Raw genomic sequence first — 14,877 nt, forward strand, 5'->3', positions numbered from 1 at the left:
TCGCGGGAGCCAGGGGTAGCGCGCGGTTCCGGTCACGGCACGGGGTTCGGAGAGTGCGCCAGCATGTGGCGGGCCAGGTCGGCCACGGTCTCGCCGGTGGCCCGCACGGCGCGCGCGTCGTCGGGGGCGGCGTCGGCGAGGTGGGCGAGCGCGCCGATGGTCTGCTGAATACGCCGTCGCAGTGAGTCGCCTTCGGGCAGGGCGAGGGCGGGGTGGCCTGCGGGGCGGCACGTTTCGAGGATGCCTCGCCCCCGGTCGTGCAGATCCTCCAGCGCGCCGCTCGTGCGCTCGCACATCTCCGCGAGCACCCTCTTCCAGGGCCTCCCACTGTGGCGCGGGCAACGCCGCCGGTTCGCGGCAGCACGTCGCCAGCACGACACCGTCGATTTCGGCCGCCCGCGCGTGCAGCTCCGCCGCAAGAGCGGAGAGCCGGTCGGCCAGCGCGCACAACCCCTCGGCGGGCAGCTCCCCACCGTCCTGGCGCTGCATCAACTCCACCACCACCGCGCCCAGATAGCGGTTGAACCGGCCCAACCGCACCAGCAGTTCCCGATCACGTTCGATCATCACCGACTTCCCTCCTGAGCGTGGACCGCAGCCGCTCCCGCGTTGCTCCATTCGGCCTTACCGCGCGGCCAAGTGGCCTGACGGTAGCCGGAGAGAACCGCCTCACGCTGCGCGTTGGATACGCTCGCGACCGATGCGACGGATGCGACAGTTGGACCTGTAATTCCTCGTTGCTTGCCGTGTTTCACGGCACTCACCGGCGACGGTATTGGGGTCGGAGATGGCCGCCCACGCAGCTACGTCGCGATACGTCTCGACACGAGTCGCCTGCTGAGTGCGCCGGGGCGTCTCATCAGGCATCAGTAACAGCACGCTCCGTGACCACGATCTGTCTTCGCAGGGTTGAGTAGCGGCTGCGTTGCGATGTGGTCGCCGAATTGTCCTGTCCACGCACCTCGCTACTAGCATCGCCGGGGTGCCGGATGGTCGGGGCGAGTAAAAGGGGAGCGGCAGACTGTGGCAGTGCGTGGGGCTGACCTGGATGAGCTGGTGAAGGACCTGCGCAGGCAGGTCACCGTGCTCGAAGATGATCTGCGGGCGCGGGCCCAGGAGGTGTCGGAGTTCCACACCCCGCTGCGCGCCGAGTACGACGAGGCGCGCAAGCGGGAACGCACGGCGGCGACGTGGGAGTCGTGGCTCGACCAGCGGGTGACGCAGGTGGCGGCGGCGTGGGTGCTGGGCACGGTGTTCGTGCGGTTCTGTGAGGACAACGGGCTGATCCAGTGGCCGTTCCTCGCGGGGCCGGGGGAGCGGCTGGCGGACGCGGAGGAGCGGCACGAGGCGTACTTCCGCGAGCACCCGCAGGACAACGACCGCGACTGGATTGTCGCGGCCTTCAATCACCTGTCGGAGGCGCACCCGACGGCGGCGGGGCTGTTCGACGCGCGGTTCAACCCGCTGTGGGAGATCACGCCGTCGTTCGAGGCGGCGACGGCGCTGTTGCAGTTCTGGCGGCGGCGCGGCGACGACGGCGAGATCCGCTACGACTTCACCGACCCCGAGTGGGACACGCGCTTCCTCGGCGATTTGTACCAGGATCTCTCCGAGCACGCGCGCAAGACGTACGCGCTGCTGCAGACGCCGGAGTTCGTGGAGGAGTTCATCCTCGACCTCACGCTCGAACCGGCCGTCGAGGAATTCGGCCTGGCAGACCTGCGCACGATCGACCCGGCGTGCGGGTCGGGGCACTTCCTGCTGGGGCTGTTCCGGCGGGTGCTGGCGAAGTGGCGGGAGGCGGAGCCGGGCACGGACGAGTGGGAGCTGATCCAGCGCACGCTCAGCTCGGTGCACGGCTGCGACAAGAACCCGTTCGCCGCGTCCATCGCCCGGTTCCGGATGCTGGTGGCGGTGCTGCGGGAGGCGAACGCGATCCGGCTCGACCAGGCGCCGCGGTTCCCGATCAACATCGCGGTCGGCGACTCCCTCATGCACGGCCGGGGCGCGCCCGGCATCCAGGGCGAGCTGTTCGCGATGGACGAGCCGCACACCTACGCGACCGAGGACATCGACGAGTACATACGCTCCTGCGACCTGCTCGGCAAGGGGTCGTACCACGTGGTGGTGGGCAACCCGCCGTACATCACGGTGAAGGACAAGCAGGAGAACCAGAACTACCGCGACCGCTATGACGCCTGCTCGGGTAAGTACGCACTGTCGGTGCCGTTCGCACAACGACTCTTCCAACTCGCGATCCGCCGCAGTGGTTCCGACCGCGATGCGGGATACGTCGGGCAGATCACCGCGAACTCGTTCATGAAACGCGAGTTCGGGAAGAAACTGATCGAGCAGTTCTTCCGGACGGTGCAGTTAACGCACGTCATCGACACGTCCGGTGCGTACATTCCCGGCCACGGCACGCCCACCGTGATCCTTGTCGGGCGCAATCACGAGTACCGGCAGGACGATCCGGTACGAGCGGTCCTCGGTATCCGGGGTGAGCCGAGCCAGCCCGACGACCCGGCCAAGGGGTTGGTGTGGTCGGCGATCGTGGAGCAGATCACAAGGCCCGGCAGTGAATCCCAGTGGGTTTCCGTCGAAGATGTCGAGCGCGAAGCTTGGATTGAGCACCCGTGGAGCTTGAGTGGTGGGGGTGCCTCAGAACTCTTTGAGGCAATCGATAGTCGCGCCTTATTCAGGCTAAATCACCACATTCGCCGGATTGGGTTCTATGGCGTTATGGGAGCCGACGACGCGATGACAGCCACGGCTCGGGTTTTCTCGCGGGCAGGAGTGGAATTTGATTACCATCGTCCGCTAACTATTGGTGACGAAGTCCGGGACTGGGACGCGAAGCCCGGAGACAATGCCTTTCATCCTTACGATGGTGGACTCGACCTCGTTCCGCTTGAAGCTATTCCTGCTCATCACCGTCGTCTCTGGCCTTATAGGACTGAGTTGGGTAATCGGGCCACGTTCTCGAAAGGAACATATTTCAGCGACGGCCGTCCCTGGTACGAATGGCACCAGCTCCCCAAAGACCCGGACGCCAGCAAGTCAGCAGTTGCTTTTGCGTTCGTGGCTACGCACAACCACTTCGTGTTGGATCGGGGTGGGAAGGTCTTCAAGCAGTCTGCGCCGGTGATTAAGTTGCCGGAGGGGGCTGGTGAGGACGAGCATTTGGAGTTGCTTGGGGTGCTCAACTCGTCCACGGCCTGCTTCTGGCTCAAGCAGGTGTGCCACAACAAGGGCAATGGTGCGGACAGCAAGGGGGCGCGTACGACGGCTGTACCGTGGGAGGACTTCTACGAGTTCACCGGCACCAAGCTTCAGGAGTTCCCCCTGCCTGCCGTACTGCCGTTGGATCTCGGGCGGGCGCTGGATTCGCTGGCTCAGGACCTCGCCGCTCAGGAGCCGTCGGCCGTCGCCGAGGCGGCCACGCCGACTCGCGCGCGGCTTGACGCCGCTCGCGCTGAGCACACGCGGATTCGGGGGCGGATGATCGCGCTTCAGGAGGAACTCGACTGGACCGTCTACCACTCCTACGGTCTGCTCGACGACACCGAGCGTGCCCAGCTCACCGCGTCCGACCTCGACAGCGTGCCGGAAATCCGACTCGGCGAGCGGGCGTTCGAGATCGTGCTCGCCCGCAAGATGGCCGCCGGGGAAACCGAAACGGCGTGGTTCGAGCGGCACGGGTCCACGCCCGTCACCGAGATCCCCGCGCACTGGCCCGACTGGTACCGGCAGCTCGTCCAGGCGCGCATCGACGTCATCGAAAAGCGCCGCGACATCGGCCTCATCGAGCGGCCCGAGTGCAAGCGGCGGTGGGCGTCCGAGACGTGGGAGCGCAAGGAAGCCGACGCGCTGCGCACCTGGCTGCTCGACCGGTGTGAGCGGCGAGACCTCTGGTTCGGGTTGCGCGACGGGTTCTCCCAGCCCCGCACACTCACCGTCAACCAGCTCGCCGACGCCTTCCGCGACGACGCCGGCATGCACGCCGTCGCCTCGCTGTATGCCAGCGACCACCTCGGCAAACCCGACCTGCCGCTCGCGCGCGTACTCGAAACGGTGATCGCCGACCAGCACGTCCCTTACCTCGCCGCCCTGCGCTACAAGGACAGCGGCCTGCGCAAACGCGCCCAGTGGGAAGAGGTGTGGGAGAAGCAGCGCGAAGAGGACCGCACGGGGCAGCGGCTCGACATCCCCGTGCCGCCCAAATACACCTCCGCCGACTTCCGCAAGACCAGTTTCTGGACCCACCGCGGCAAACTCGACGTGCCCAAGGAACGGTTCATCTCCTACCCCGGCGCGTCCCCCGACGCCGACCCCAGCCTGCTGCTCGGCTGGGCCGGATGGGACCACAAGGACCAAGCCCAGGCGCTGGTCAACCTCGTCAACGACCGCACAGCCGACGCCGGGTGGGAGACCGACCGGCTCACCCCGCTCATCGCCGGACTCGCCGAACTGATGCCGTGGGTGCGGCAGTGGCACGGCGACTACGACGACGAATGGGAAGGCGTGCCCGCCGACGAATACCAGGCGTTCCTCGACGAGCAACGCACCACCCACCAGCTCACCGAAGCCGACCTGACCAACTGGCGACCCGCCCCCACCCGCCGGGGCCGTCGCAGCGCAACGAAGGAAACCCAGCAGTGAGCACGAACGAGGTGTACCTGCGCGACGTCCTCGACATCCCCGAATCCGTCCACGCCGGGGACTTCAAGGTCGAACTCACCGGAGGCTTCACCGCCACCGAAGCCCGCGTCGCCGAATACGTCGTCACCGACCAACTCCGGGGCGCCTTCGACAAAGCACTCGGCATCGTGCGCGCCGCCGTGCGAGACGGCAGCTCCCACGCCGCCTACCTGCACGGCTCGTTCGGCTCCGGTAAAAGCCACTTCCTCACCGTGCTGCACGCCGTGCTCAACAACCACCCCGCGGCCAGGGCCAAACCCGGCCTGCAACCCGTCATCGCCGACCACGACGACTGGCTGCGCGGCAAGAAGTTCCTCATGGTGCCCTACCACCTCGTGGGCGCCACCGACCTCGACTCCGCCATCCTCGGCGGCTACGTCAACACCGTCCGCGCCCTGCACCCCGACCAGCCCACCCCGGCCGTGTACCGGGCGGACGCGATGCTCGACGACGCCCGCCGCTACCGCGAAGCCAGAGGCGACGCCGCGTTCGTCGACTGGCTCAGCATCGGCGCCACCACCCCGGTTCCCGCTGGTTCCGGCGTCGACGGCGAGGACGACCTCGATCTCGACCTCGACCTCGACCTCGGCCCGGCCGACGAAGGCGCGGACCTCGGGGACACCGGGTGGACCGGCGAGCAGCTCGACCGCGCGTTCACCGCGCCCGCCGGTGACCCCGTGCGCGACCGGCTCGTGCAGGCCCTGCTGTCCGGGCCCATGTCCTCCTACGTCCGTGGAGCCACCGGCGACGCGGAAGCCTTCCTGCCGCTGGAGAACGGGCTGGCGATCATCACCCGCCACGCCCGCGACCTCGGCTACGACGGGCTGATCCTCTTCCTCGACGAGCTGATCCTGTGGTTGCAGGCCCACATGAGCGACCGCCAGTTCGTCAACAACCAGGTCAGCAAACTCGTCAAACTCATCGAATCCGGCGACGCGAGCCGCGTGCTGCCCATCGTGTCGTTCATCTCCCGGCAGCGTGACCTGTCCAAACTCGTCGGCGAGGACGTCACCGGCGCCGAAGTCAAGGAACTCGAACGGCAGGTCGAATACCTCGCGGGGCGGTTCGACACCGTGTCGCTGGAAGACCGCAACCTGCCCGCCATCATCAAGGAGCGCGTCCTCAAACCCCGGCCCGGCGGCCGGGAGATCCTCGACGCCGCGTTCGCCGGCATCGAGTCGGCCAAACAGGCCGACCGCGACGTGCTGCTCGACTCGGCCGGAGCCACCGGAGCCGACTGGCAGGACTTCCGCGACGTCTACCCGCTCTCGCCCGCCCTGCTCAACGTGCTCGTGGCGCTGTCCGGCGCGCTGCAACGCGAACGCACCGGACTCAAGCTGTTGCAGGAGATGCTGCGCCGCCGCCGCGACGACATGAAGGTCGGCGAACTCATCCCCCTCGGCGACCTGTGGGACGTGCTCGCCGACGGCGCGGGTGAAGCCTTCACCGACCGGCTGCGGCGCGAAGCCGAAGCCGCCCAGCGCTTCTACGCCAAGGCCCGCGCCTGGCTCGTCGACCGCCACGGCGAACACACCCAGCAGTTCCGCGCCACCGACCGGCTCGTCAAAACCCTGATCCTCGCCGCGCTCGCCCCGCAGGTGCCCGCGCTGACCCGGCTCACCGGCGGCAGGCTCGCCGCGCTCAACCACGGGTCGCTGCGCGCCCGCACCGTCTCCGCCGGATCGCTGGCCGTCACCCGGCTGCGCGAGTTGCAGGCCGAGTTCGGCGAGCTGCGCCACGAAGGCGACGAGGACCCCGTGTTCCGGCTGCAACTGTCCGATTTGGATGTCGAGCCGTATCTCGACGCCGTCGGCGAGCGCGACACCGTCGGAGCCCGCCGCCTCTGGCTGCGGCAGCAGCTCTGGAGCGAACTCGGCATCAAGTACACCGACGACTTCGTGTGCGAGAAGGAGATCGTCTGGAAGGGCACCCGGCGCACCGCCGAGTTCGTGTTCGCCAACGTGCGCGACGAACACGAGCTGCCCGACGCGCAGTTCCTGCCCAGCACGCCCGGCCGCATCCGGTTCGTGCTCGACTACCCGTTCGACGACACCGGCGACTACACGCCCCGCCACGACGCCGAACGCATTCACCGGATGCGCAGGAGCGACGTCACCGCCGCCACCGTCATCTGGCTGCCGCACTTCTTCTCCGCGCAGAAGTCCGCCCAGCTCGGCCGCCTGCTGAAGATCAACTACCTGCTGGAGCGCGACCGGCTCGACGACTACGCGGGCAACCGCTCCGCCGACGAACGCGTCAAGATCCGCCACCAGCTCGAAGCCCAGCGCGACACCCTGGAAAGCCAGCTCACCGCCTCGCTGCGCCAGCTCTACGGCATCGCGGGCGGCGACGACACCACCATCGGCGCACCCGTCGGCGAGGACGGGCACGTGATGTCGCTGCACCCCGGCCACCAGCCCCGGCTCGCCGGGGGCGCCGGATTCCAGTACAACGCGCTGGCCCTCGCCGACAGCCTGTTCGACAAGCTGTATCCGAAGCACCCGAACTTCGACCCCAACGGCAACCGCAAGGCCGTCACACCAGGGGAACTGCGCACCGTCCTCGACTGGATCACCAAGGCCATGGAGGACGGCAGCCGCCGCGTGGTGGTCGACCGCAACCACCTCGCCCTCGTGCGCCGCATCGTGCACCCGCTGGAACTCGGCGAGGTCAGCGACGGGCCGCTCAACGTCTCCACCGAATGGCGGCGCCGCATCGAGCAGGCCGCCACCCAGCGTGGCGTCACCGGCGACCTGCGCGTCGAGGACATCCGCACCTGGATCACCGAGGCCGGCTACACCGGGCTCGACAAGCTCGTGGTGAACCTGGTCATCGCCACCTACGCGCTGCTGGCCGACCGCACCTGGACCCTGCACGGCTCCGTGCTGCGGCAACCGCCCGAGTTGGACAAGATCGGGCCCGGCCACGCGCTGCGCGCCCAGCGACTGCCCGAGGCCGCCGAGTTCGCCACCGCCCGCGAACGGGCCGCCGCGCTGTTCGGCGTCGTCGTGCCCGACACGCGGTTCGCCCGCAACATCAACCGGCTCGCCGAGGGCGTGCGCGCCAAGGTCGCCGAACTGGAAACCCCCGTCAACGGCGTGCGGCGGATGCTGGACCGGCACGCCGACGCGCTCGGCCTCGCGGGCAGGCCCGACGCGCGCCGGGCCGTGGCCACCCGCGACGCCGCCGACCTGCTCGCCGCGCTGTCCGCCGCCACGGACGACACCGACCTCGTCAACCGGCTCGCGCAGGCGAGCTACGACACCGCCGACACCGTGCTCGCCACCACCATGACGGCCGCGCCCAAGCTGGCCGACGCGCTGCGCGACGTCGAGTGGTCGCTGGTGGCGTCGGTGCGCGGCTTCGCGGGCCGGGGCGACCTCATCGGCAACCGTGCCGACGCGCTGCTCGACGAACTCACCCACACCGCCGAGGCCGACGAGTTCACCCGCCAGCTCGCACCCGTGCTCACCGAACTCGGCTCCAAGGCCGTGGCACTGGTCAGCGAAGCCGCCCGGCTCGCCGCCGTGGTCAACCCCGGCCCCGCCCCGGAGAAGACGCCGGAACCGGTCCCCGAGAAGACCGGAGAGCGGCCGAGCCCGCCGGACGGGCAGGCCGGTGCCGACACGGTGAGTCTCACCGACAACGGACAACCCGCCGTCAGCAGGCGGGAACCCGCACCGCGCCGGGCACCGCGACGGGTGCGGGCCGGGGCCGCGGAGGGTGAACTCGCCGCGCTGCTCGACGGAGTGCGCGCCGAGATCCGCGACTACGCCCGCGAACACCCCGGGGCGGAGATCGAGGTCGTGTGGCGGACGGTCGGCGGAGAGGACAGCGCGGGATGAGCGCACCGCCCGAGGTCGACCGGCGGATGCTGGAGGCGCTGGTCGAACACTGGCTGCCCGAGGCGAACGGGCGGCGGCTCCTGCTCGTCCACGGCCGCTACGCCGACGGCGGCGATCGGGAGTTCGGCATCCGGACGAAGGAATGCCGCTGCCGCGTCCACGTCGCCGACCGGCACTCCCTGCTGGGGGTGCTGGAGGCCTGGCAGGACCACCAGCGTGAGCACGGCTCCGAGACCGACACAGCCGACACACTGCTGGTCGTGACCACCGGCGTCGAGGACCACCAGTTCGGCTGGGACCTGCTCGCCTACGCCGTGCAGCGGCGGGTGCTGTCGGTGGACCGGGCGCAGATCATCGCCCAGCGGTTCGGCGCACGGGACGTCGACCCGCGCATCCGCCGGGAGCACTGGCTCGTCGACGCCCTGCTGGACGCCGAACCGGTCGAAGGCTGGCCCCGCACCGGCTCGGTGCTCACCCGCGACCGGGCCATTCACGCCCTGATCGGCGTGCGGCTCGGACGCGCCGCGCTCGGCGAGGACGCCGTGGACATCGGCACGCTGCTCGACTTCTCCCTCGATGTCGCGGGCACCACCCGGTTCGCCGCGTTGCCCGCAGCCGAACGCGACGGGCTGACCGACTGGCTCACCCACACCGTCGGCGACGCCGCCGGGCTGCTGCTGCGCCTGGCCGCCGAAGGACGGGCGGCCGACGCCATGCCGCTCGGCATCGTCGGCACCGCCGCCGTCGGGGAGAACGCCTCCCCAGCGGCGGCCCTGGCCTTCGGCGGACTGCTGGGCGGGGTGCGGCCGGAGCAGCTCGGAGCGTTCACCGAGGCGGTGGAGGGGGCGCTGGAACGCTGGGTCAGCGAAGCCGAGTCCGGCGGCAGGAACAGCGCAGGCGCGCGGGAGAAGGTGCTCGCCGTGACCCGCAGGGCGGAGGAGCTGGCCGCCACGGCGGGGCTGACCGCCGAGCTGGCGGGCAACCGGTTCCTGCCCTCGGCGTTCACCACGCGCCTGCACGACCTCGCCACCGCGCTTACCGCCGCCGTTGCCGGGACGGGGGAGTTGACTGCGGTGGAGGACGCCCTCGGTGCGCTCCGCGTCCACCATCTCGCGAGGTTGGCGGGCGAACGGATGCGGGCGGTGGACATGGCCGTGCGACTGGCCCGCTGGCTCGCGCATCCTGCGCCCGAGCTCACCTCAGTGGCCGACGCGATCCGTCGATACAGCACCGAGTGGGCGTGGGCGGACCGCGCGTCGACCACGGTGTGGGCGGGAGACCCCGCCGGTGATCCGGTGCTGGGTCGGGCGTATCACACGGTGTTCCGTGCGGTGCGTAAACGCCGCGCGGCCTTCGACGAGACGTTCGCAGCCCATCTGGTGACCTGGACCAGGTACGCGAGTGTCGACGACACCGGCGGGTGCCTGCTCATCGAACGGGTGCTCGACGAGGTGGTGGTGCCGCTGGCGGGGGAGAAGGCACCGGTGATCGTGGTGCTCGACGGGATGAGCGGGGCCGTCGCGGCCGGTCTCGCCGAGCAACTCACCGAGCGCACGTGGTTCGAGGCTTCTCCGAAGGCCCATCGCATCGCCGCCGTGTCGGCCCTTCCGTCGGTCACCCGGGCCAGCCGCCCCAGTCTGCTCACCGGCACTCTGACCGCAGGGGACCAGACCGTCGAGAAGGACGGCTTCGCCGCCTTCTGGAAGCGGCGCGGCGGTCACCGCTCCGGTCTGTTGTTCCACAAGGCCGACATCGCGGGTGACGCCGGACACCGGCTGTCCGATCAGCTGCTGGAGGCGCTCTCCGACGAGTCCGGCGTGGTCGCCGTGGTACTGAACACCATTGACGCCGCCCTCGACCACGGCAGCGAAGGCGACCGCACCGGCTGGCGGCCCGGCGACATCACCTACCTGCCGGAACTGCTCGACGCCGCCCGCAACTACGGCCGACCCGTCGTGCTCGTCTCCGACCACGGCCACGTACTCGACCGGGCCGACAGCACCAAGACGCCCGTCGACGACGTCGAGTCGGCCCGCTGGCGGGTCGGAGAGCCCGGGAAGGGCGAGATCGCACTGAGCGGGCCTCGGGTGCTCCTCGGTGGCGGCACCGTGGTCGTCCCGTGGCAGGAGGGCATCCGCTACACCAGTCGTAAGGCCGGTTACCACGGTGGTGCGGCCCTGGCAGAGCTGGCGGTACCGGTGCTGGTGTTGCTGCCGTCACTGGACGTTCTGCCCAGCGGCTGGGAGTTGCTGCCCACCGAGCGCGTGGCTCCGACGTGGTGGCAGCGACACGTCGAGGAGCCGATCTCTTCCGAGGCACAGCAGGCACGGGCTGGACAGGCCGCATCGGCCGCCCGCCGCGTCGGGAAGCAACGGCCTGACGAGTTGTCGCTGTTCGCTGTGGACGGCCAGGATGTGCGGGACACCGTCGGCAGTCCCGCTGAGCAGTTGTCGCTGGGTGAGCGGATCGTGGCGGGGGAGGTGTATGCGGGACAGCGTGCCTTCGTGCCCAAAGCCCCCGACCGCAAGGTCGTCGCCGCGGTCGTCGACGCGCTTGTCGAGGCGGGCAACCGCCTACCGCTGAACACGGTGGCCGAACTCGCGGGCCGCAAGGGGCGAGGGCCGACGATCTTCGCCACGATCCTGCAACGGCTGCTCAACGTCGACGGCTACCCCGTACTGTCCGTGGAGGGCGGGCAGTGGCTGACCCTGGACGTGGACACCCTGTGTCTCCAATTCGGACTTGACCGGGACTGAAGCGACACAGTGGCGAAGGAGGCGTGGTGACCAACGCGGTCAGCGAGGCCCGAAAGCATGACGTGATCAACGCGTTGCGCCGGGGCACCGTTCCACAGAGTGGACTGGACCTGCTTGCGGTGGGGCTCGACCGGTTCGCCGCGGCCATGGACGACGACCTCGTTACCGTCGCCCGAGGGGGCGCGGTCTTCCACGCCGTGCGTGGCGAGTACGGGTCCGGCAAGACGTTCTTCGTGCGCTGGCTCGCCGAGCGGGCCAAACGTCGCGGACTGGCCGCCTCCGAGATCCAAATCTCCGAAACCGAAACCCCGCTGCACCGGCTCGAAACCGTCTACCGGCGGCTCACCGAACGGCTGACCACCGCCACCCACCAGCCCAGCGCCCTGCGTGCGGTGGTCGACTCCTGGCTCTACACCCTCGAAGAACACGTACTGGACGCGGGGGAGGTCGCCGAGGACGACCCGACGGCGTTCGCCGCCGCAGTCGACACCCTCGCCGAACAGCGACTCGCCGACGTCGCACGCACGACGCCCGCGTTCGCCGCCGCGCTACGCGGCTACCGGCAGGCACTCGCCGACGGCGACACCGCCACCGCCGAAGCCCTCATCGCCTGGCTGGGTGGACAGAAGTCCGTCGCCGCCGCTGCCCGGCGCACAGCGGGAGTCCGCGGCGATCTCGACCACTTCGGTGCGCTCGGTTTCCTGCAGGGCCTGCTGACCGTGCTCCGCGACTGCGGGCACCCCGGGCTGCTGCTCGTGCTCGACGAAACCGAAACCCTGCAACGGGTCCGCGGCGACGTGCGCGAGAAGGGCCTCAACGCACTGCGCCAGCTCGTCGACGAGATCGACGCGGGCCGTTTCCCGGGGCTGTTCCTCGTGCTCACCGGCACACCCGCGTTCTTCGACGGGCAACAGGGCGTGCAGCGGCTCCCCCCACTGGCGCAACGGCTCGCCACCGACTTCTCCACCGACCCACGCTTCGACTCGCCGCGTGCGGTGCAGCTCCGACTGCCCGGTTTCGATCTCGACCGGCTCAGTGAGCTCGGCCGTGCTGTGCGCGACCTGTACGCGGGAACGGCCCGCAACCCCGAACGGGTACGCGACGTGGCGGACGACGCCTATCTCGCCACGCTCGCGCGGGCACTCACCGGCGAACTCGGCGGCAAGGTCGGTGTGGCCCCCCGACTCTTCCTGCGCAAACTCGTCGCCGACGTGCTCGACCGCGTGGACGAGTTCGCCGACTTCGATCCGCGCCGCGACTACGCGCTCACAGTCATCGACACCGAACTCACCGACGTCGAACGCAACGCCGTCGCCAGCGCCGACGACGTCGACCTGGAACTGCCGTGAGCGAGGCGCTGGACCGCCTGCACCCGGTGGTGGTCCACCACGTGGTCAACACCCTGGGTTGGCGGTCATTGCGGCCCCTTCAGCGGCAGGCCGTCGACCCCGTCATGGACGGGCACGACGCGCTGTTGCTCGCCCCCACGGCGGGCGGAAAGACCGAGGCAGCCTGCTTTCCCGTGCTCTCCGCGATGGAACGCCACGGCTGGACCGGATTGTCGGTGCTGTACGTGTGTCCACTCAAGGCACTGCTCAACAACCTGCTGCCCCGGCTGCGGGACTACGCAGCCTGGCTGGGACGCCGGGTGGAACTCTGGCACGGCGACGTCACGGCCGCCGCGCGACGGCGCATCCTGGCCGACCCACCGGACGTGCTGCTGACCACGCCGGAGTCGGTGGAAGCCATGCTGGTGAGCGCGAACGTCGACCACAAGCGACTGTTCGGAGACCTTCGCTCCATCGTCGTGGACGAGGTGCACGCCTTCGCGGGCGACGACCGGGGCTGGCACCTGCTGGCGGTGCTGGAACGGCTCACGGTGCTGGCTCAGCGTCCCATCCAGCGCATCGGTCTGTCTGCGACGGTCGGCAACCCCCAGGAGCTACTGGGCTGGTTGCAGGGAGCAGGAAACGGTTCCCGGCCCGCGGCCGTCGTTGCCCCTGGTATCGCGGTGAACCCGAGCACGACACCGGACGGGGACATCGAGCTGGACTACGTCGGTTCCGTCGACAACGCCGCCACGGTGATCTCCACGCTGCACCGAGGCGAGAAACGGCTTGTGTTCTGCGACTCGCGCCGGCTCGTCGAACAGCTCGGTGCGGCACTGCGCATGCGTGGTGTCACGACGTTCCTGTCCCACGCCTCGTTGTCGGTCGACGAACGGCGCCGGGCCGAGGCCGCGTTCGCCGAGGCGCGTGACTGCGTCATCGTCTCCACGTCCACGTTGGAGCTCGGCATCGACGTCGGCGACCTCGATCGCGTCATCCAGCTCGATGCCCCCACCACCGTGGCCTCGTTCCTGCAACGGCTGGGCCGTACCGGTCGGCGTCCAGGCAGCGTGCGCAACTGCTTGTTCCTCGCGCTGTCCAAGCAGGCGTTGTTGTGGGCGGCGGCGCTTTTGGAACTGTGGGGCCGAGGCTACGTGGAACCAGTCGAAGCCCCGCCGGAACCGCGACATATCGTCGCCCAACAGATGTTGGCGCTGTGCCTGCAGGAGCACACTGTGGGCAGTCGGTTGTGGACGGAAGCGTGGAACGAGCTCGCGCCGTTCGACGGCAGTGCGGAACCCATAGTGGGACACCTGATCGAGCAGGGCTATCTCGACCGGGACGGCGAACTATTGTTCATCGGCCCGGAAGCAGAACGCCGGTTCGGGCACCGGAACTTCCTGGACATGACGGCCGTGTTCACCGCACCGCCGCAGTTCACCGTGCTGGCCGGGCATCAGGAGATCGGACAGACGGACCCGGCGCTGCTGACAGAGCGGGTGGACGGCCCCCGGGTACTGCTGCTGGGCGGCCGGAGTTGGAAAGTGACGTGGATCGATTGGAAGCGTCGCCGGTGTTTCGTGGAAGAGACCGACCTGCGTGGAAAGGCGCGCTGGCACTCGCCCGGCACGGAGGGACGCGGCTACGCACTCGCACGCTCGGCTCGCGATGTGCTTCTCGGCGCCACCCCGTCGGTGAAGCTGACACAACGCGCGACGCGGACCTTGGCGGCGCTGCGCGAGGAATGGGGGCCGACCGTCGCCCCCGACAGGCTGGTGGTGGCCCGAACCCAGGGGGCGAAGGCGGATGTGCGCTGGTGGACCTGGGCAGGCCGCAAGACCAACGCCACGCTCGCCGCTTCCCTGGGCGCGGTGGTCGACGGGCGGTTCGACGACCTGTCGATCCGGCTGCGGGACGATTGCACTCCCCGAACGTGGCGGACGGCCGCCGCGAGTGTTCCGGACCGGCTGTGCCTCCCGGACGTCGACGAGCGGGCTCTCGCCGGGCTGAAGTTCAGTGTGGCGCTTCCGTCCCCACTGGCCACGGCTACCCTGGCCGCGCGCCTGGCCGATCTCGACGCAGCGGTTCGGGTGCTGGCCGAGCCGGTGCAGTTCACCGTCGTCGAATAGGCGGCCGGGCCCAGCGCTTCCACCTCCAGCCGGAGTCCGGGACTCGCAGTGAGGTGAGGGCGAGTGCGTCGACGTCGCTGCCGCCGCGCCGGACGATGCGGGGTTGTTGTCTCTCCGT

General features: G+C 69.6%; 6 protein-coding genes. 5 read left to right on the forward strand and 1 reads right to left on the reverse strand.

Features of this window, described 5'->3' with window-relative positions:
• Positions 1-32: 32 nt before the first annotated feature.
• Entirely contained in the window at positions 33-296 is a 264-nt protein-coding gene (locus SACAZDRAFT_RS23865; RefSeq protein WP_005443479.1) for a hypothetical protein, read from the reverse strand.
• Between the two features lie 727 nt (positions 297-1,023).
• Here SACAZDRAFT_RS23865 and pglX point away from each other — a divergent pair.
• From pglX to SACAZDRAFT_RS16215, 5 genes are read left to right on the forward strand one after another with little or no spacing between them, the layout of a single operon-like run.
• Positions 1,024-4,662: a BREX-2 system adenine-specific DNA-methyltransferase PglX gene (gene pglX, locus SACAZDRAFT_RS16195; protein WP_005443480.1), complete on the forward strand. Its 3,639-nt coding sequence runs from the start codon at positions 1,024-1,026 to the stop codon at positions 4,660-4,662.
• A complete protein-coding gene (locus tag SACAZDRAFT_RS16200; RefSeq protein WP_005443481.1) occupies positions 4,659-8,546 on the forward strand; it encodes a hypothetical protein in 3,888 nt (1,295 codons plus the stop codon). The genes pglX and SACAZDRAFT_RS16200 overlap by 4 nt, the downstream gene beginning before the upstream one ends.
• Positions 8,543-11,302: a BREX-2 system phosphatase PglZ gene (gene pglZ / locus SACAZDRAFT_RS16205; RefSeq protein WP_005443484.1), complete on the forward strand. Its 2,760-nt coding sequence runs from the start codon at positions 8,543-8,545 to the stop codon at positions 11,300-11,302. Before SACAZDRAFT_RS16200 ends, pglZ begins: the two co-directional genes overlap by 4 nt.
• Positions 11,303-11,325: 23 nt before the next feature.
• On the forward strand, positions 11,326-12,651 hold the full coding sequence (gene brxD, locus SACAZDRAFT_RS16210) for a BREX system ATP-binding protein BrxD (protein WP_040927794.1): 1,326 nt from the start codon (positions 11,326-11,328) through the stop codon (positions 12,649-12,651).
• Complete coding sequence (locus tag SACAZDRAFT_RS16215) at positions 12,648-14,759, forward strand: DEAD/DEAH box helicase (protein WP_005443487.1); 2,112 nt, start codon at positions 12,648-12,650, stop codon at positions 14,757-14,759. Before brxD ends, SACAZDRAFT_RS16215 begins: the two co-directional genes overlap by 4 nt.
• Positions 14,760-14,877 lie beyond the last annotated feature (118 nt).

This window comes from Saccharomonospora azurea NA-128, from assembly GCF_000231055.2.
Taxonomy (GTDB): Bacteria; Actinomycetota; Actinomycetes; order Mycobacteriales; family Pseudonocardiaceae; genus Saccharomonospora; species Saccharomonospora azurea.